General features: G+C 45.2%; 20 protein-coding genes. 9 read left to right on the top strand and 11 right to left on the bottom strand.

Going from position 1 to position 19,177, the window contains the following annotated elements; translation table 11 throughout:
• Window position 1: 1 nt before the first annotated feature.
• Entirely contained in the window at window positions 2–538 is a 537-nt protein-coding gene (locus tag DBX26_RS23565) for a hypothetical protein (protein ID WP_014234640.1), read from the bottom strand.
• Entirely contained in the window at window positions 535–1,302 is a 768-nt protein-coding gene (locus DBX26_RS23560; protein ID WP_065298289.1) for an SURF1 family protein, read from the bottom strand. Before DBX26_RS23560 ends, DBX26_RS23565 begins: the two co-directional genes overlap by 4 nt.
• On the opposite strand from DBX26_RS23560, the gene DBX26_RS23555 reads away from it, so the two are divergent.
• Window positions 1,301–1,537, top strand: a complete 237-nt coding sequence (locus DBX26_RS23555; protein ID WP_014234642.1) for a DUF2909 family protein — start codon at window positions 1,301–1,303, stop codon at window positions 1,535–1,537. The genes DBX26_RS23560 and DBX26_RS23555 overlap by 2 nt on opposite strands.
• A 14-nt stretch (window positions 1,538–1,551) precedes the next feature.
• Here DBX26_RS23555 and DBX26_RS23550 read toward each other — a convergent pair whose 3' ends face one another.
• The 4 genes from DBX26_RS23550 to coxB all read right to left on the bottom strand — a co-directional run bounded on the left by DBX26_RS23550 (window position 1,552) and on the right by coxB (window position 5,843).
• Window positions 1,552–2,436 (bottom strand): cytochrome c oxidase subunit 3, encoded by an 885-nt coding sequence (locus DBX26_RS23550; RefSeq protein WP_118121074.1) that lies wholly within the window; start codon window positions 2,434–2,436, stop codon window positions 1,552–1,554.
• Window positions 2,437–2,484: 48 nt separating this feature from the next.
• Window positions 2,485–2,964 (bottom strand): cytochrome c oxidase assembly protein, encoded by a 480-nt coding sequence (locus DBX26_RS23545; protein ID WP_049794707.1) that lies wholly within the window; start codon window positions 2,962–2,964, stop codon window positions 2,485–2,487.
• A 78-nt stretch (window positions 2,965–3,042) separates the two neighbouring features.
• Window positions 3,043–4,683 carry a cytochrome c oxidase subunit I gene (gene ctaD / locus DBX26_RS23540; protein ID WP_020335301.1) on the bottom strand — a complete coding sequence of 547 codons (1,641 nt, stop codon included), beginning with the start codon at window positions 4,681–4,683 and terminating at the stop codon, window positions 3,043–3,045.
• Window positions 4,680–5,843: a cytochrome c oxidase subunit II gene (gene coxB / locus DBX26_RS23535; RefSeq protein ID WP_020335302.1), complete on the bottom strand. Its 1,164-nt coding sequence runs from the start codon at window positions 5,841–5,843 to the stop codon at window positions 4,680–4,682. The genes ctaD and coxB overlap by 4 nt, the downstream gene beginning before the upstream one ends.
• A 313-nt stretch (window positions 5,844–6,156) precedes the next feature.
• On the opposite strand from coxB, the gene DBX26_RS23530 reads away from it, so the two are divergent.
• Window positions 6,157–7,851, top strand: a complete 1,695-nt coding sequence (locus tag DBX26_RS23530) for a phospho-sugar mutase (RefSeq protein WP_118121073.1) — start codon at window positions 6,157–6,159, stop codon at window positions 7,849–7,851.
• 72 nt (window positions 7,852–7,923) lie between these two features.
• Here the strand turns inward: DBX26_RS23530 and DBX26_RS23525 are convergent, their stop codons facing one another.
• Window positions 7,924–8,556 carry a LysE family translocator gene (locus DBX26_RS23525; RefSeq protein WP_065298283.1) on the bottom strand — a complete coding sequence of 211 codons (633 nt, stop codon included), beginning with the start codon at window positions 8,554–8,556 and terminating at the stop codon, window positions 7,924–7,926.
• Window positions 8,557–8,801: 245 nt separating this feature from the next.
• On the opposite strand from DBX26_RS23525, the gene DBX26_RS23520 reads away from it, so the two are divergent.
• From DBX26_RS23520 to DBX26_RS23510, 3 genes are all read left to right on the top strand, one after another.
• Window positions 8,802–9,629, top strand: a complete 828-nt coding sequence (locus tag DBX26_RS23520) for an AraC family transcriptional regulator (protein WP_065298282.1) — start codon at window positions 8,802–8,804, stop codon at window positions 9,627–9,629.
• An 84-nt stretch (window positions 9,630–9,713) separates the two neighbouring features.
• Window positions 9,714–10,427: an AzlC family ABC transporter permease gene (locus DBX26_RS23515; protein ID WP_118121072.1), complete on the top strand. Its 714-nt coding sequence runs from the start codon at window positions 9,714–9,716 to the stop codon at window positions 10,425–10,427.
• The gene (locus DBX26_RS23510) at window positions 10,424–10,735 is read left to right on the top strand and encodes an AzlD domain-containing protein (RefSeq protein WP_014234651.1); all 312 of its coding nucleotides are present in this window, start codon (window positions 10,424–10,426) and stop codon (window positions 10,733–10,735) included. The genes DBX26_RS23515 and DBX26_RS23510 overlap by 4 nt, the downstream gene beginning before the upstream one ends.
• Here the strand turns inward: DBX26_RS23510 and DBX26_RS23505 are convergent.
• Entirely contained in the window at window positions 10,732–11,346 is a 615-nt protein-coding gene (locus DBX26_RS23505; RefSeq protein WP_118121071.1) for a fumarylacetoacetate hydrolase family protein, read from the bottom strand. The genes DBX26_RS23510 and DBX26_RS23505 overlap by 4 nt on opposite strands.
• 351 nt (window positions 11,347–11,697) lie before the next feature.
• On the opposite strand from DBX26_RS23505, the gene DBX26_RS23500 reads away from it, so the two are divergent.
• A complete protein-coding gene (locus DBX26_RS23500; RefSeq protein ID WP_065301360.1) occupies window positions 11,698–12,666 on the top strand; it encodes a porin in 969 nt (322 codons plus the stop codon).
• Window positions 12,667–13,244: 578 nt separating this feature from the next.
• Window positions 13,245–13,859, top strand: a complete 615-nt coding sequence (locus DBX26_RS23495) for a glutaredoxin (RefSeq protein WP_020335311.1) — start codon at window positions 13,245–13,247, stop codon at window positions 13,857–13,859.
• Window positions 13,860–13,986: 127 nt separating this feature from the next.
• On the opposite strand, the gene DBX26_RS25775 is transcribed toward DBX26_RS23495, so the two are convergent.
• Window positions 13,987–14,121, bottom strand: coding sequence for a hypothetical protein (locus DBX26_RS25775; RefSeq protein WP_014234655.1), 135 nt, complete (start codon window positions 14,119–14,121; stop codon window positions 13,987–13,989).
• A 129-nt stretch (window positions 14,122–14,250) separates the two neighbouring features.
• Window positions 14,251–14,598: a hypothetical protein gene (locus DBX26_RS23485; RefSeq protein ID WP_014234656.1), complete on the bottom strand. Its 348-nt coding sequence runs from the start codon at window positions 14,596–14,598 to the stop codon at window positions 14,251–14,253.
• 264 nt (window positions 14,599–14,862) lie between these two features.
• Here DBX26_RS23485 and DBX26_RS23480 point away from each other — a divergent pair, with 264 nt between their 5' ends.
• Complete coding sequence (locus tag DBX26_RS23480) at window positions 14,863–15,750, top strand: LysR family transcriptional regulator (protein WP_014234657.1); 888 nt, start codon at window positions 14,863–14,865, stop codon at window positions 15,748–15,750.
• 242 nt (window positions 15,751–15,992) lie between these two features.
• On the top strand, window positions 15,993–17,813 hold the full coding sequence (locus DBX26_RS23475) for a bifunctional diguanylate cyclase/phosphodiesterase (RefSeq protein ID WP_118121070.1): 1,821 nt from the start codon (window positions 15,993–15,995) through the stop codon (window positions 17,811–17,813).
• A 76-nt stretch (window positions 17,814–17,889) separates the two neighbouring features.
• On the opposite strand, the gene DBX26_RS23470 is transcribed toward DBX26_RS23475, so the two are convergent.
• Entirely contained in the window at window positions 17,890–19,173 is a 1,284-nt protein-coding gene (locus DBX26_RS23470) for a peptidoglycan DD-metalloendopeptidase family protein (protein WP_014234659.1), read from the bottom strand.
• Window positions 19,174–19,177 lie beyond the last annotated feature (4 nt).

Here is a 19,177-nt window from a genome sequence, read left to right as displayed (position 1 = left end):
CCTATCCCACTCGGGACAACTTAAGCAGTTTGCGCAAATCAGCCAGCATATCCTTGCTAAGCTTAACCAAATCTTCGTTTTGCTTTGGTGTGTAGGACATGACTAACTGCCCCAACGGGTCAACGATGACCACTTGCCCTTGTTCAACTTTTTCTGCCACAGACGCGTTTATGACCATCCTCTCCATCGATGTATCTACCGAGTCTGACGATTCCAATGTCCAAAGCACAGGCACAACACGTTCTTGATATTTTCCTAAGGCGATATGACTTTGTTTAAGCAGATGCAACTGTTGTTGGCACTGCTGCTCACAATGATTGGGCACCACATACGCCAATTGCCAACCATGTAGCGTTTGCGGGGCTGTTTGACCTAACTGTTCGAGCGTAGTGTAAGGTTCAATGAGTTTACCTCGGTTAGTCACGCCACTCTGATACCAACCCTGACTCAAGATCAACTTTGCAATTAACGCAGGTAGAGCGAACAAACACACTAACGAGATCAGAACTAAACGCCCTCTTGTTACTTTCGAAGTCATTTTTCACCTCCATGTGATGAGACCGCTCTTAACCAACGAATAAAGACCACGACAGTCAGTAGGAGAAAGACACCTGCCATGACAAACCATTGTACGGAATAGCCAAAATGTTTAGCGCTTGTTAGCGGTAACGGGTTCCAAGGGAATTCATATGGCCAGTTCTCTAAATTATCTGGCTGCAAAACCGCTGGCATTAACTCGACATTCATCATCTCGTTCAATTGAGAGATATTAAGATTTTGCACACGAATGGCATCGCCCAGCTCGGGCATCAACTCGGAACTCAAAGGGTTCATTGATTTGCGGTACAAACGCCCTGTCACCATAGCTGGCGTCTCTAACTCTTTGACAACTGGCAGTTCAGAGCGGGAGCGCTCTCCCTCCACAAAACCCAGTTCCATAAGTGCCAATATGTTCTGTTGCTGGCTAACAGAAACCACCTGATACGCCAGATAACCCACTTTTCCGTTGTAGGTTTGGTTGTCCAACAAAATCACAGGCAAAGGTTCAGGGGTCACTTGCGCCTCGACCTTAACGCCAATGACACTTTCTTCACGCCAATCATTGTTATCGAGTACGACATGCATCGCCTGATAAGGCTGGTCAGAACGCGAGAGAATGGTCTGCTCAAGGGCTTGTTTCTCCTCGCCTCTCTCTAATTGCCAAAAGCCCAGTTTGACCAACAGAGAAAACACAGCCACAGTTAAACAAACCGCACCCCAAAACCGCTTCGATAAAAGTAGTGTTGAAACCGGAGGTTCCATGTCCACCGTATTCTTGTTCAAATTGACGCTCATCCTTTTGCTGCTATTCATCATATTCAACCTCGCCAAAGCCCTTATCGAAATGGTTCGTGAAGATCCTGATAATCCCGACCGTGACCATAAACCCATGAGTCACTATTTGGGCCGACGAGTCATGTTTTCTGCGCTAGTTGTTATCCTGCTCCTTATCGCACTGACGTCTGGATGGATAGACCCTAACCCTCGCCCTTACTAGCCTCAGCTGGGGCGTTAAAGCACATAAACGAAAACAAACAGGCACAACCAAACCACATCAACAAAGTGCCAATACCAACTGCCCGCCTGAAAGGCAAAATGGTTTTTCGGAGAAAAGTGATCCTTCGCAATTCTGAACAGCAATACGATTAAGAAAATCGTTCCAAGACAAACGTGCATGCCGTGGAAACCCGTCAGCATAAAGAAAGTATTACCGTAAACCCCGGACTGCAAAGTCAGCCCCATTTCCTGATAAGCATGGATGTACTCTTCCGCTTGGTAAAATAGGAAGAAGCCCGCCAGCACAATGGTGATTTCCAGCCAGACAATCAGCGCAGTACGTTTGTTTTGCTCCAAACTGATGTGAGCCATATGCAATGTGATGGAAGAGAGCAGAAGAATGATGGTATTGGTGAGCGGAATGCCTTGCCACGGCATCGCTTGAGTGGTTTCGCCACTAGGCGTGGTCGTCAGTGGCCACATCGCTTCAAAATTGGGCCAGAGAACTTCATTAGTCATGAAGTTATTGTCCGCCCCTCCCAACCATGGGACGGCGACCATTCTTGCGTAGAACAGCGCACCAAAAAATGCGCCAAAGAACATCACCTCGGAGAAAATGAACCAACTCATCCCCTGACGAAAAGAGCGAGTAATTTGGGAGCTGTACTTACCGGTCAGGGACTCGGTAATCACGTTACTAAACCAGCCCGCTAACATGTACAGCAGAAACAGAAATCCCACGGCCAAAACAACACGACCAATCGATCCGACCGGACCTTCACTTTGAGTCCCCTGTACGGTCATACCTGCACCGACAGCGACTAAGAACAGAGCAAACGCGCCAAGAATTGGCCAGCTGCTTTGAGCAGGAACGTAATAAGTCCCAGGTTTATTACTCATGAGTTCTCTCCTTACAGACGTTAATTGGTCTGCGCTCTCTATGAGAGGCTAACTCCCTTCCTGTGGAGGCAGTTTGTAGAGTGTGTAAGACAGCGTTAACGTATTTATTGAGTCAGGAATATCAGGCTCAATGTAAAAAATCAGTGGCATTTGTGCGTGTTGATTGCCTTCCAACGGCTGCTGGTTGAAGCAAAAGCACTCAATCTTATTAAAGTAAGCCGCACCATTACCTGGCGACACAGACGGAACAGCCTGTCCAACCAATTTGCGTCCGCTCTCGTTAAACGCAAGGTATTCAGTTTGTATGACCTGACCGGGATGAACATCCATAGAAATGACTTTGGGTCTAAATTCCCATGGCATATCCGGATTGACGTGCGCCATAAACTCCACTCGAATCGTACGGCTCATGTCCGGTTCCATGCCTGTGGGCTGAATGGCGGCCACATCATTAGTTTTGCCGTTAATGCCCAACGCATCGCACATCACGTCGTACAAGGGGACCAAAGCAAACCCAAAACCAAACATCAGCACTGTGGCTATCAGTAGCTTGATAGTCAGTTTCTTATTCGATGGATTAGATTGAGTCACGCTTGCCTCCTACATTTAATCGACTTTAGGAGGTGTCGTGAATGTATGGTGCGGCGCAGGACTTGGCACAGTCCATTCGAGACCTTCTGCTCGCTCCCAAGGTTTCGCGGTTGCTTTCTCACCACCACGAATACACTTGATGACCACCCATAAGAAAATCAGTTGAGAAAGGCCGAAGGCGAAGCCACCAATAGAGACGATTTGGTTTACATCAGCAAACTGGATGGAGTAATCAGGGATTCGTCGCGGCATGCCAGCTAGCCCTAAGAAGTGCATCGGAAAGAACAACACATTGACGGAAATGAGCGAGCACCAGAAATGCCACAAACTTAACTTGTGGTCATACATGTTACCCGTCCATTTCGGAAGCCAATAATAAGCCGCCGCCATAATGGAGAAGACTGCCCCGGAAACCAGAACGTAATGGAAGTGCGCAACCACAAAATAGGTATCGTGATATTGGAAATCGGCAGGCACAATCGCGAGCATTAGCCCAGAGAACCCACCAATAGTGAATAGGACGATAAACGCAATCGCAAACAGCATTGGTGTTTCGAACGTCAGTGCACCGCGCCACATGGTCGCAACCCAGTTAAACACTTTCACCCCGGTTGGCACTGCGATAAGCATGGTGCAATACATAAAGAATATTTCGGCAAACACCGGCATCCCTGTGGTAAACATATGGTGAGCCCATACAAGGAATGACAGCAGAGCGATACTGCACGTCGCGTACACCATAGAATGGTAACCAAATAGCTTTTTACCACTGAACGCAGGAACAATTGCCGAGATAATGCCAAAGGAAGGTAGGATCATGATGTACACTTCTGGGTGACCAAAGAACCAGAAAATGTGCTGGAACATCACCGGGTCCCCGCCGCCCGCCGCATCAAAGAAGCTGGTGCCAAAATACTTATCTGTCAGTACCATGGTTACCGCACCAGCCAATACCGGCATTACCGCAATCAGCAGAAATGCAGTGATGAGCCAAGTCCAAACAAACATTGGCATTTTGAACCACGTCATGCCCGGCGCACGCATATTCACGATAGTGACGATGACATTGATCGCCCCCATGATCGAGCTAATACCCATGATATGGACAGAGAACACAAACAACGCCGTACTGTCCGGGCCATAGGTGGTCGACAACGGTGCGTAGAATGTCCAGCCAAAGTTAGGCGCGCCTCCTGGCAAGAACAGCGAACTTAATAATATGAGAAACGCAAAAGGTAGAATCCAAAAGCTCAGGTTGTTCATGCGTGGTAAAGCCATATCTGGCGCACCAATCATCATCGGTATCATCCAGTTCGCTAAGCCCGTAAAGGCAGGCATCACCGCACCAAAGACCATAACTAAGCCATGAACTGTCGTCATCTGGTTGAAAAACTCAGGTTCTACCAATTGTAAGCCTGGTTGAAACAGCTCTGCGCGAATGACCATCGCCATCGCACCACCGGTGAGGAACATGGTGAAACTAAACCAGAGATAAAGTGTGCCGATGTCTTTGTGGTTCGTCGAATACAACCAACGAGTAAGTCCTTTTGGTGCGTGATGAACATCGTGATCATCATCAAGAGCAATGGTTGAATTTGCCGACGTTTGCGCTTCAATCGGCGCAGACTTTATCGCTTTTTCTGCTGGCTTACTCATATTTCCTCCTTAGCACTCTTTTGTGCCTTAAAGGCATTGACGTCAGATGCTTGAACGGTATCGCCCGTATCATTACCCCACGCGTTTCTCTGGTAGGTTATGACAGCTGCGATCTCTTTATCGCTTAACTGGTTAGCAAAAGACTGCATCGCGGTTCCCGCGCGACCATTCACAACCACTCCAATATGCTCAGTCACATTACCTGTGGCCACTGGGCTACCTTTAATTGCAGGAAATGCGCCTGGAATACCTTCACCATTCGCCTGATGACACACTGCGCAACGCGAGGTGTAAATCGCTTCACCTTCTGCCATCAACTCATCCATGGACAAGTCTTGGGTTAATGCTTCTTGAGCGGCGGCTTTTTGAAGGGCTAATTCTTCTTTTTTACCCGATAACCATTGGTCGAACTCTTGCTCTTCCATCGCATGTACCACAATCGGCATAAACCCGTGAGCACGACCACAGAGCTCGGCGCATTGGCCGCGGTACACACCAGGCTCATCAATTCTTGTCCACGCTTCATTAATGAATCCAGGTACGGTGTCTTTCTTCACTGCAAAATCAGGTACCCACCACGAGTGAATCACATCGTCTGACGTGAGGAGAAAACGGACTTTGCGATTGACCGGAAGAACCAGAGGTTGATCCACTTCAAGTAAGTAATGAGCGCCTTTGGCTTCGATTCCGTCAATCTGCTTCTGACTGGTTGCGAGCAGACTAAAGAACTCGACGTCTTGACCAAAATAGTTGTAATGCCACTTCCACTGAGAGCCAGTGATTTTGATAGTGAGATCCGATTGGCTGGTATCTTCCATTGCAACTAAAGTTTTTGTTGCGGGAATCGCCATTGCGACAAGAATGATGATAGGGATAACAGTCCAAATAATTTCCACTTTGGTGCTTTCATGGAAATGAGCGGCAACTGCTCCTTTTGACTTGCGATGACGAATGATGGAATAGAACATAACACCAAAGACCACAAGGGCAATCGCACAGCAAATATAGAAGATCAGCATATGCAATTCATACACTTGCTCACTGATCGCTGTGACCCCTTTGGTCATGTTGTAGTCGTTGTCTTTTGACCATCCATAAGAGGAGAATGTGATTAAAATCACATTCAGTGTTAAGGCAAGAGTAGTCGCTAATCTTTTCAAAAGATCTCTCCTCTGCTCAGCCGCTACGCTTACGCGAGCTTCCTTGCGTCCCGATGCAAATATCGAACAAATTTACTAAAAATCGCAAAAACTGCGATTTCAACATGGTTTGTTATATTTATGTTAAAAGGCTAGTTATAGTTCTAAAGTTCTTCAAGAAATAAAATGCGAATAAATTTTGTTCGATAATTAAAAAATAAATTCGGTTTATCGATTGCCCTCTTTGAATTGGAATTGATAACCATTTACATTAATTGCAATTAATGACGTAAAGTCGAAACAGGTAGGCCCCCACACCTAAGGAAAGACAGACATGACCGCAATAATTGATCAATGGCTAGCACGAGACCCCGATCCTAAAACTCGTGAAGAGCTGCAACACCTCGTCGACACAAATGATCAGCAAGAGATCAACGACCGATTTGGTTCACGCCTTGCTTTTGGTACCGCAGGATTACGAGGAAAAGTCGGCGCGGGTCCAAACCGTATGAACCGACTCGTTATTCAGGAAACCGCAACCGGACTTGGCCACTACTTAATTGACCAGGTTCAAGACGCAACATCACGCGGCGTTGTTATTGGATACGATGGTCGACCAGACTCAAAGCAGTTTGCGCACGATACTGCGTCTGTACTGACCGCACTTGGCATCAAGGTTTATTTGACTCATAAAGTGGCTGCAACGCCAATCGTTGCCTTTGGTGTACGTACACTGAACGCTGCCGCAGCCGTTGTCGTAACAGCAAGTCACAACCCGCCGGAATATAATGGCTTTAAAGTCTACTGGGAGAATGGCGCGCAAATTATTCCACCGCATGACTCGGGGATTGCCGCTGAGATCGACCTGGCAACGACCAAACCTCTACCGCTGATGTCGTTAGACGATGCGAAACAACAGGGATTACTGGTTTGGCTGGAAGATGACTACTACCAGAGTTATCGCCAAACCATGAACGAAAATGCGTTGCTCACACCAGATTCCAACACCGATATTTCTATCGCTTACACAGCCATGCATGGTGTCGGTGCCGATATGGCAGAGACGCTTTTGGCAGATGCCGGATTTAAGAAAGTGGCGAGTGTAACAGAGCAGCGTGAGCCTGATGGTACCTTCCCAACGGTTAACTTCCCGAACCCAGAAGAAGCAGGTGCAATGGACATGGTGATGGCTCTGGGTAAATCAGTAGACGCCGATATCGCCTGTGCTAACGACCCAGATGCAGACCGTTTTGCAGTCGCGGTTAAACGTCCTGATGGTGAGTATCAAATGCTCACTGGTGACCAAGTCGGCTCACTATTTGGTGATTATTTGCTGGAACAACAACCAAACTCGCTGGTGGGAAATACCATCGTCTCTTCTCGCCTATTAAGCAGCATCGCCAAAGCACATGGTGCACAATACTACCAAACCTTAACGGGCTTTAAATGGCTGACCAACATCGCCATGGAGAAAGAAACAGAGCAACACCCATTCTTATTCGCTTACGAAGAGGCTCTGGGTTACACAGTTGGTAATAAAGTCTGGGACAAAGATGGGCTCTCTGCGATCGTTGCCTTCTCTCAGCTGACAGGAAAACTGAAAGCTCAAGGCCAAACGCTATGGGACAAACTGGAAGCGCTTTACCGTCAGCACGGATTCTACTTCAACGCACAACGCAGTATTGCTTTGGATCCAAAATCGCCACCTATCGGTGACAAGCTACGTGCAACGCCACCAAAAAATATCGCAGGGAAAAAAGTAGCAATAACAGAAGATTTAAAAACATCCGTGAAAACGTATGACGACGGCTCTGAAGAAGCGATCGATTTACCTTCCAGTGATGTATTGATCTACCACCTCGAAGACCAATCACGCGTGATCGTTCGTCCTTCAGGCACTGAGCCTAAATTGAAATGTTACTACGAAGTCATCTCTGATTTTCCGGACAACATGAGCTATGAAGAAGCCCAGCAAGCTGCAGAAGCGAAGATGAATGAACTTATCGACGCCCACCAAAAAAGCTTGTAAGTAAAAATCTCTAGACGCAAAAACAAAAACAGCCAGCAATAATTGCTGGCTGTTTTCTTCGCTTTTGAAAGGTTACAGAACGAAACTGCTCAACATCCACAATGCTAATATCACAAACACCAATCCCATCAATTTATGTTGGACCATGCGGAACTTATCATTTTCAATCAGCCCCTTACCCACACTGCCAGCCAACGCGACAAGTAACAGATTAAACAGAAGGCCCATAACGTTAAGTAACAAGCCAAGCGCTAGCATTTGCTCACCCGATGATGCCGTAATGTTGCTGGAAACAAACTGCGGCAAGAACATAACAAAAAACACTAATGCTTTTGGGTTGAGTAAGTTGCTCATCAAAGCGCGCTGATAATAGGTCGTGGCCATTTTACTCATTTGATCAAGCTCTGGAGCCGACGAAGCTTGCGCTCTCATACAGTCCCACCCCATTTTTAGCAGGTAAGCACCGCCAAGCAAGTGCAGCACCTTTAGCGCAACCGGACTCATTGCGACAAGCGTGGAGACGCCCATCGCTGCCAACAGAGTTAAAATGACACCTGAGGTCGCATTGCCAAGGCTGGCAAACAGCCCAACTTTTTTGCCGTAGCTCATACTTGAACTGGCAATCAGTAACATATCAGGACCAGGCAACATCAATAACGCCAGAACGGCAGTCAGATAAACAGGGAGTACAACTAAATCAATCATGAAAGAAAATGAGTGCAATAAAAAAGGAGGCGGATCATATATCAACGAGATAACAAAAAACAATAGATATATTCCGCGATAAAGGTGTTCACCAATACATTAATTCACAAAGTTATAACGTAGCAACCTATTAACCTTTTAGCGCCCAACCAGCAGTTTTTAAAACACATAGCAATTTTGTACAAAAATAAGCACCATAGATCCGTTACACTCTCCAGCCTGAACTCCTGAGTAAATGAGGCATCATGAAAAAAAAGAATAAGGAAATCGCGACATTCAAGATTGCTCAAGAACTCGGAGGCTTAGAATTGCTCGATGCGAAGTACGAAAAGCAGCATTTTTCTCGCCATAGTCACGAAGGTTATACCATCGGCGTGATTGAAAAGGGCGCGCAAAAATTCTTCCGTACTGGGGGGAACCACATCGCGCCGCAAGACAGCATCATTTTAATCAACGCTGATGAAGTGCATAGCGGCCACTCTGCTTCAGAAGGAGGATGGGAGTACAAAGCCATGTACCCAGTCCCGGACCAGTTTCAGACTCTAGGGCAAGAGCTTGCGTCTCCTAACATTGCCCTTCCCTACTTTCCTCAACCAGTAGTGTACGATCCGGAACTCGCCGGTCAGCTACGGCTGGTATTTGAGACATTAGAAAAGTCGGACAATCGACTGCTGAGAGAAACGCTGGTGTATGGCACGCTCATCAAGTTAGCGAGCAAACACAGTACCCACCGCTCGCCACTGCAGCAGTCGACCAAAGCACAAAAACAAGTAACATTAGTGAAAGAGTTTTTAGAGGACTTTCCTCAAGCCGATGTCTCGCTGGAAGAATTAGCCAAACTTGCCGCGCTAAGCCCATTTCATTTGCTCAGAGAGTTTCAAAAGCAGTTTGGCTTCCCACCCCATGCTTTTCAAATTCAGCAACGTTTACGAATGGCGAAGAGACTGCTAAAGCTAGGCGGGAAGATCTCTGATGTCGCTCAAGAGTGTGGTTTTCATGACCAAAGCCACTTACATCGTCACTTTAAAAAAGCAATGGGTGTGACACCAGGCCAATACGCTCGCTATTGTTAATCTCAGCAAATTTGTACAAGGCGTGGAATCATATTCACGCTACTTTCAGGTTAAACCTGAACTCTGAAAAAATAAGAAAATAAAATGGAAAATACTTTGCCTTTAGAAGCACAATCAAAAGCCGCACTGTTTTGGCAAGGCACGATAGCCATGATGCCACTCAGCATTGCTGTCCTTCCTTGGGGGCTGCTCGCGGGCTCATTTGCAATAGATACCGGCCTCACTCCGCTTGAAGGACAAGCGTTGTCGGCAATCCTATTTGCAGGCTCCGCACAACTGGTCGCGATGGGGATGATAAAAGCTGGGGCTGGATTAACAACCATGTTGCTAACGACTTTCTTTATTACTTCCAGACACTTTCTGTATAGCGTGTCTATGCGCAGTAAGATCTCACCACTTCCGTTAAAGTGGCGTCTTTCACTCGGATTTTTGCTCACCGATGAGCTGTTTGCCATTGTTGGCCATCACTCGGACAAGCAGTTTAACCGGTGGTATGCACTTGGTGGTGGTTTAAGTTTTTACCTTTTTTGGAATGCGGCCACGTTAACAGGCATCGTGGCGGGAAGTATGATCCCCGAGCTGAATGAAATGGGGCTTGAATTTGCAGTGGCTGCGACGTTTATTGCGATCGTCGTACCAACCATAAAAAATGCAGCAGTACTGGCCAGTGTCGTCATTGCATTGGTAACTTCCGTCGCTCTTACTTATTACCAAGTCGAAGGCAGTCTGATGATTTCAAGCATTTTGGCAATGCTAACCGGATACTTTGTGGAACAGTTTACGGAGAAAAACTCATGATTATGTTATCGATCTTACTGATGACGGCGCTTGTATTCACCAGCCGATACTTGTTTCTTGAGCCTAAACTGCCAATTCGACTCGGCGTACGCACGCAAAAGATTTTGAGTTACGCGAGCCCAGCAGTGCTGACAGCAATTTGGGCTCCTATTGTTTTTATTCCGGAAGGTGAACTCGGACTAAGCTTACAAAATCCATTTTTGCTCGCCGCCATTATCGCCGTTTTAATCGCTTATCTGACCAAAAACGTGTTAATGACGACGATTGTAAGTATGGTCGCATTTCTCCTTCTAAGAGTTCTGCTTTAATCAGCAACCCACTCAGTTTCAAACAAGGTGACGTCGCCACATTTTAGGCGTCCGAGAAAAACGTCACCTTGATGAACTTCTCCAACGCCTTTAGGTGTGCCCGTCATGACCACATCACCATCTTCTAAACGGGTGTAGCTGCTCAGTTCATCCAGAATAGTAAAAGGAGGATATAGCATCTGCTTTACGTGCCCTTTTTGTACATGAACACAATTGATCAAAAGTTCGAGATTCAGATCGTTAATATCTATCCCTTCAAGAGGAACAAAACGGCTGAACACAACAGAGTCATCAAATGCCTTTGCTCGTTCCCAAGGTAGCCCCTGCTTTTTCAGAGTCGATTGTAAGCCGCGCTTAGTTAGATCTAACCCTAAACCGACCGCAGCGTATTGACCATTTTGAATTAAAAAACAGATTTCAGCTTCGTAATGCAGTGTTTCTTGATGAAATGAATGCAAGGTTGCAGAAATGGATGAGGAAGGTTTATTAAACACCACCATCTGTTCTGGTATCGCATTATCAAGCTCATGTATGTGCTCGACATAGTTTCGACCTACGCACAGCACTTTACCCACTTTAACTTTATTTTCTTCGACCTGAATTTCACCCATTGCTCGTCCCTGCAAAACAAAACATACACAAATTCTAAGAGTTAACGACACTTGATCGCATACCCGCTTTTTAAAATCAAGCAATTCGGCTTATTTTGAGTTTTGTGTCACCAATCTGAAGCAGAGCGTTTTTGATTCAGGCTGTTGAGTTTGAAGGGCGATGTTTGGATATTGAGTAAAGTGATGTGCTGATATTGATTAAAATATAGAAAAGTCAGCAATTTATTAGCAATAAAACTGAAATCGAATCATCACACAACAGAAATCTATCTTTCATTTTCACCGTTTACCTTAGCGTCATCAACACATCAGGCAAGAAAGCCCATTTATAACAAATAAGGTATTAAGATAATGAAAAAAGCAGCACTCACTACTGCGATTCTGTCGGCATTGGTAACCGCACCATCTTTCGCAGCAACCGTTTACTCAAACGATGGCACTGAGCTAAAAGTTGGTGGTCGTGTTGAATTTCGCGGTGACTTCATCGGTTCAGGCGGTGAAGAAGTAGAAGGCTCAATGAAAGATAAAAGCCGTGCTCGTGTAAACCTTAAAGGTAAAACAGACATCGGTAACGGCCTTTCAGCATTTGGTGTATACGAAGCTGAGCAAGATACAGGTTCAAGCGAGTTTGAAAACCGCTACATGTACGCTGGTGTAGATTCAAATGCAGGTGCTTTCTCAGTAGGTCGTCAAGATATGGCTGCTGTAATCATCTCTGATATGACGGATATCACTGAGTTTTCTGGTGTTCAACAAGTTATCGATTCATCTTCTGACAAGCAAGACAGCGTATTCGCATACCGTGGTGAGTTCGATGCTCTACAACTGCAAGCGACTTACCAAGCAAACTCTGATGATAACCAAGACAAATATGGCATCTCAGGTATGTACTCTCTGCCAATGGGTCTAGACCTAGGTCTTGCATACTCGGGTGGCGATGTTGACGCAGACAACTCTGAAGACCAACTTCTTGGTGGTATCGCTTACTCTCTGGATAACCTATACCTTGCAGGTACTTACTCACAAGGTCAGCTATCTGATTCTGAAGACTTCACTGCTTACGAATTAGTTGCAAGCTACAAAGTCGCTAGCCAGGTAACGATTGCGGGTATGTACACTTTCCAAGAAAACGATCCAGACGGCGCGAGCAAATACGACTCAACTGATGGTTTCGAACTGGTTGGTTACTACAAACTAAACAGCAACTTCCGTACTTACCTTGCTTACTACTTCAACCAACTTGATGAAGTGAAAGATGCAGAAGGTCTAGTTGTAGAAGGTGAAGACACGCTACGTCTAGGCGTACGTTACGATTTCTAATTCTCTCTTGTCCTAGAGCGAGTCCTTGGCCGGCACCTTTGTCGGCCATTTTTTGCTTCATAAAAGTAGTTTTCCCAATCCTTCCTTAACTACTTTCATTCACTTACGCGATTTATTCCCACATATTCTTCTTCTCCCTGCCCTGTTTTAATGCAATTTTTCACAGACTTAGTGCATACCTCCTAAGAGGTATAGAACCTAAAAATAAATATGCTTATATTTCAACAAGATAAAAGTTGGCACGCGAACTGCAATATAGATATTGCAAATGCATGGCAGCGTTTGTGCTTCTCGTTCTTTGTACCTGTTTTAACAGGCACGTCCTTTGAATTGGTAATGTGGCCTCCCTATGGGAGGCATTTTTTTTATTGGCGCTTTTTGTTGGCGTAAAGACCAATAGCGCGTATGCTCCACAGTTCAATCAGCAGAAAAATCCATTATAACCCAGTGACTTCACAAACAATCGCCGCACCTTTGGCCTAAACCACAGGTTCAAACAGTAAAAATACCCATTGAATTGAAAGAAAAACCCCGCTTTTGAGTTCTATATTTTCAGAGAAGGAAATGAGGAGCGTCGCATGACACAACCAATCAAAATCACACTCTATCGATGGGCAGGAAGCTGGGGACCTTTCAAAGTGAACATCCCTTGCGGAGAATGCACGCTAACCCACGATATTTTAACCGATACTTTTGAAAATGAGCTGTCAGATGTGCCTGTAGAGCTGGAAGTCAAAGATTGGTTATCCCACTGGTGGGAACCCTTAAAGAAAGGCGCCTGGCACGCTCCTATTCTGATAGTAGAAGGTAAGGTGATCAGCCAAGGTGAAGCATTAAACCGAGGTGTATTAATACAATCGGTTATTGCTGAGTGGGTTAAACGAGATAGCCTCAAAGGGAATATTGTTTACGGAAAAGCTACGTGTCCACATTGTAAGAAGGCCAAGCAACTGCTTGATGATGCAGGTATCACATACCAATATTACGATGTGGTGAAAGACAGTGCCGCACTTTACAGAATGATCCCGGAAGTCAAAGCCATCATAGGTGAAAAAACACCCGTCACTGTGCCTCAGATCTGGCTAGAAAGTAAGTATATTGGAGGTGCTGATAGTCTGGAAAAGTGGTTAGTAGCAAAGGGGCTAGATAAAGTCCCGAATAATGTTGTAGAGATACCGAGTCAGTCTGCATAGTCTGACATTGGTCTTAAACCTTTACCTATTCTATTTCGGTCACTGACTGTGATTGATATTGTTTGTAGAAGCGCTGAAGTAATTATGGAAACAAAAAGCCCTGATTAAGTAATCAGGGCTTTTTGTATTAATTCGCTAGCTTTTTCACTAAACGAGAAAGAGCAGAAGCTTTTTTCTTCTTCGCTTTACCGTGAAGTGCTTTGTGCATTGCATCTTTAGCAATCATTTGGCCAATGTAAGCGCCACCAAGTTCGTTTGTCATGACCTTCTCCTGAAGTTATCCTTCTTGTTTATGTGGTAATATTACACCACAAAAGGACAAAAACAAGATCTAAATCACATGTTTTTGTAATTAAATTTCAACCCTAACTAACCTGGACACACATTTAACTCAGCGTTTCGGCTGTTGGTAGGTTTTACCAGCAGCAACATAAGTATCTTTCTGTTTGATTTCAAAGAAGGTTTCAAAGAACCAAGCGGCAAACTTGATTAAATGATCGCCTTCATTCATGACATGTTCCACATACTCTTGCTCTTCACCAGACTCATCTTCTTGAGTTGTCATATGGTAAATACGCTTTTCACCATCGACTTCCGCAAGACCAAACTGACCTGTAAGAGACTGAGCCGCTTGCGCGACCTCTTCTTCTTCACAAGCTTTTAGTATCTCAAGTGCTTTAGGCATGTTTTCTTGCTGGATAATTTCTTTTACCAGCGTTTCAAATTCGTTTTGTTGCATTCTTTCACCTAACGATTAAAGACGGTTTGCTGCGCATTTTAGAAAGGTGATGTCTCCCTTGCAAGAAGATTCAAACCGTTGCGTCTGGCCGGTTCTAATAAGGGAGCAGCCATTCTTCCCGCCAAAGGTAACAAAGTTCCCCAAAAGATAATGATTTAGACACGCTCTCATACGATGACAGCCTTGTACGTTACAGTGTATATTTCGACACGCATCGTTGATAATTGGTTCAAATCGTGATGAATTAGTTCTTAGGAGGAAGTAGTGGATTGGATTCAAAGTGTACAAAGTTATATTCGTGTCGTTGAAGAAGGCAGCTTTAACGGTGCAGCACGAAAACTCAATACCACCAGCTCAGCCATCAGCAAACGGATTCAATGGCTTGAGGACAAAGTCGGCGTGCAGCTGCTCAAACGCACGACTCGCTCAATCAGCCAAACGGAAGCTGGCGCTCTATTCTATGAGCGAGCTAAAAGTCAGCTCGATTCCTGGCAGTCCGTTTTAGACGAAACTCGCTCGGTGAACCAATCGCCGGCAGGGCTTTTAAAAATTGGCGCTACACTCGCGGTAGGTTCGAAGTTTCTTGTCCACTATCTGGATGACTTTCTCGAAAAATACCCGGACATCACACTACAACTGACGACCACATTGCCCGGTCAACTTCCTGAGTTAAGTTTGGACCTCTTTATCAGCCGCGAGTTAGATCAGCTCAACTCACTCAGTTTTAAGGCTAGCCCTCTGTTCAAACACAAAGCTCAGTTTTATGCTGCCCCGAGTTATTTAGAAAAGTACGGCACACCAGAACGCGTCGAAGATTTAAGCCGACACAACGTGCTTATATGGGGTGAAAAACCCTCAAGAGAAATTAAGACCAATAAGAACCAACGGATAAGCTTATCCGGCAACTTTGCAACGACAAATCCAGAAGCTTTATTTCATGGCGCTAAGCGAGGGATGGGTATACTCATGACCAACAACGTCATGATCAAAGATGACCTAAAATCTGGAGCATTAGTGCCTATTTTGCCAGACATTACGGCTGATGAAGCGATCGTCTACGCTTACTACCCTAAATTAGACTATCAACATACCCGAACTCAATTGTTTCTCGACTATCTAAAATCTCGATTAGAAGAAGAAAAACGAGAATAATTTCAGATAACTAACAACGCTCCAATAGCAGTCCCTTGCTTGATGAAAAGTAATCAAACACTGGCCTGGCGAAGTAAAAATCGTGCCACTGGTTACACTTACAGGTAAACCATACTGTAACTTAGTCGCTGGCAAAGTTTGAAAAATCCACCTAAGTAAACGATAGTTTGTCTGATACGTTTCAAATTAGTCAGAATCAACGCCACACGATATAGAACAAACAACGCTAGGTGACGTGTACAATGGATCATGTACAAATCAGTTTTCAAAAGCTTGATGAGATCTTGAAGCTGAGTGGTAGTGCTCTACTAAACAGGGTGATTTTAGATATTCATCAACAGGTGAACACGCACTGTACCTGTATTGTCGAGGTGGCTCATCTCCAGCACTCAGCTCATACAATATCGGTTGCTAGAAACGATAAAATCGAAGATCACCTTGAGTACCCGCTTTCTGGCTCACCATGCGAGGAAGTGGTTAACGATATCGGTGAGAATATCTTCTTTCAAGATCATGTATATCGTGATGTATCCGAAGATAAAATGTTTCGCGAAATTGGCATAGAAGCGTATTTAGGATTGCCACTGAAAACACAAAATGGCGATGTACTCGGTATTTTGATATCTACTTTTACCCATCTCTTTTCCGCACTAGAAGCGCAAGCATTGCTCGAACTGCATCGCTTCTACGCTAATGTCATCATCCACAGTTTACGAGAAAAATGGGTCAGTGAGCGTTCGGATAAACTTCTAAACCAGCTGAGTTACGAAGTTTCGCACGACAATCTGACAGGACTACTTAACCGCAGTTGCCTGGCTGATACCCTGGAAACTTTAACACAACAGTCGTCGCGCCCTTTTAACCTTGCTTATCTGGATATCGATAACTTCAAGTCGATTAACGATATAAACGGGAATTATATTGGTGACCAGATTATAAAATTCACGGCAAATGCGATCCAAGAAAGCCTGTCCTCCCCAGAAAACGCGTTTCGGGTTGCTGGCGACGAGTTTGCATTTATCACCTATGACGAAGACCCTGTTGCGGTGTGCCAGCAGATTCTCGACATCATAGAAACGGGTTACATTGATAAATCGAACCACATCTCGTTCACAGTGAGTATTGGTATTGCGCGAGCCGCCAATCACAGCCCAAAAACAGATGGGCTTATCCTAAACGCCAGCCTGGCATTGAAAGATTGCAAGAAACACCGAGAGACGCGTATACAGCACTATGACACGCAGCTTAGTGCCCTTTATCATCGACAAACGCAACTTATTGAGGTGATACGTCAGCAGCTGAAAACGAGCATTACAGACAATCATGAACTGTATGTCGTTGTTCAACCGATCGTGGACATCAACGCTGACCAGTGGGATTACTTTGAAATACTCTCCCGCTGGGAAAGTGACACATTGGGCAACATCGCCCCTTCTGAGTTTATAGAAGCAGCCGAACAATCTGGCTTAATCGTAGAGCTCGGTGAGCGCATTATTGAGCTCGCTTGTATTGCCAAACAAGAATTGGAATCTCAACTAGGTCACAGCGTAAAGTTATCGATAAATTGTTCTGCTTATGAGTTGGTGGATTCTAAGCGCTACATCAACCATTTAACGTCCATGATAGACAAGTACCAACACTCGACCTGCGACTTTGTTATCGAACTCACCGAAACCGTTTTACTGTCCCTAAGTGGGCAAGAACAGATGGTTCTGAATTCATTACGTTATCTCGGGTTTCAAGTCGCCTTGGATGACTTTGGTACTGGCTATTCAAGCCTGAACTACATTCATAACTACCCTATCGACATCATAAAAATTGATGCGACGTTTGTGAGAAATATGCTTTCGAACAAAACGTCTGAACAAGTGGTTTTATTGATCGTGCAACTTTCCCAATTGCTCAACGTGAACTTAATCGCAGAGGGTGTGGAAGATAAGAATGCCTCAGACAAGCTCATTGAGATGGGATGCAATTACATACAAGGCTATTTCTACGCCAAACCAAGCCGTGTAAGCGAGATGATCACGCTGATTAATAAACGACAAGTTAAAAGCGCATAAAAAAGTGAATAAACAAAAGGCCAAGCAATGCCTGGCCTTTCAAGGTTAAATTTTGCGCAAAGGGAAAACCGGACTGTTATAAAACCGCTTTCTCTTTATTCTTCAGAAGCTTATCCATCGCATCACGGTTAGCAACAAACGTTGCCATTTCCTTCTTAGGCACCGAACTCGCCATTGGAATGTTCGCTCTCATTGCGTTGACTGGTCGGCCATACTGGATCAATTCATAGTGCAGATGAGGACCAGTTACACGGCCTGTTTTACCAGATAGACCAATGCGTTGACCACGTGACACTTTTTGCCCTTTCTTCACCAGGATCTTACTTAAGTGTAGATAGCGGGTTTTGAACTTACTACCGTGTTCAACCACCACGTAATTACCCGCGTATGGGTGTTTACGTGTCATGATAACCGTTCCGTCACCTGTCGAAACCACAGGCGTTCCGATTGGTGTTGCGAAGTCGGTACCATTATGTGGCGCGACACGGCCTGTCACGGGGTGATGACGATTAGGATTGAACCCAGAACTGATTCGCCAACCACGACTCACAGGATAACGCTGGAAAGCTCGTTGTAGGCTCTCACCTTTCGCGTTATAAAATTGACCATCGGTATGCAGGTAAGCGGTAATTTCACGACCGCGATTATAAATCTTTATCGCTTCAATTTCGTTCTTACCAGTAGAGACACCATTGATGCTCTGTGAACGTCGAACCACTTCAAAGCGATCGCCGGCACGAAGATCTTTGCCAAAGTTTAATTGCTCTTTCAGCAAGGTCACAACCTGACTGATTTCAGCCGAAGTTAAACCAAGACGACTCGCTGATGAAGAGAAGCTGCCTTGGATCACACCAACCAGTGGTTCTTGATTCCATACGCCAGGAATTGAAATGTCGGTAAAGTCATAATTGCCGTCACGGTTCAGCTCATAAACCACTTTGTCTGCAATGGAAAATTGCAGTTCCATTTTAAGCAGTTCACCTTCGATATCGTCACGCCAAAATCGCAGTGTATTGCCTGGTTTTAGCGTATCAAGCGCAAGGTAGTTTAAGTCCGTTTCCATGACTTTCATTAGCGAGCTGTAGCCGAAACCAAGCTGACTAAAAATGGTACTAAGATTGTCGCCTGCTTGGATTTGATACTCAAAGTTTGGTGGGGTGACAACTTCTGCAGTCGTCGCATCAAGAATTCTTTCAACAACCTGCGATTCCGGCAGGTTTAAAGCGATGGTTTTCGTTAATGGTGACTCTTTGAGAGAGTGGGAAACACCAATCGCGAACAAAACAGGTAAGGAGTACAACAGCAGCGCTCTACGACCTGTCAGATTCGGCAACCGTCTTGTAATTTCATTTGTAGACACGGGA

The organism is Vibrio sp. dhg, assembly GCF_003443775.1.
GTDB classification, from domain to species: Bacteria; Pseudomonadota; Gammaproteobacteria; order Enterobacterales; family Vibrionaceae; genus Vibrio; species Vibrio natriegens.
This window is presented reverse-complemented; position numbering and strand designations above follow the sequence as displayed.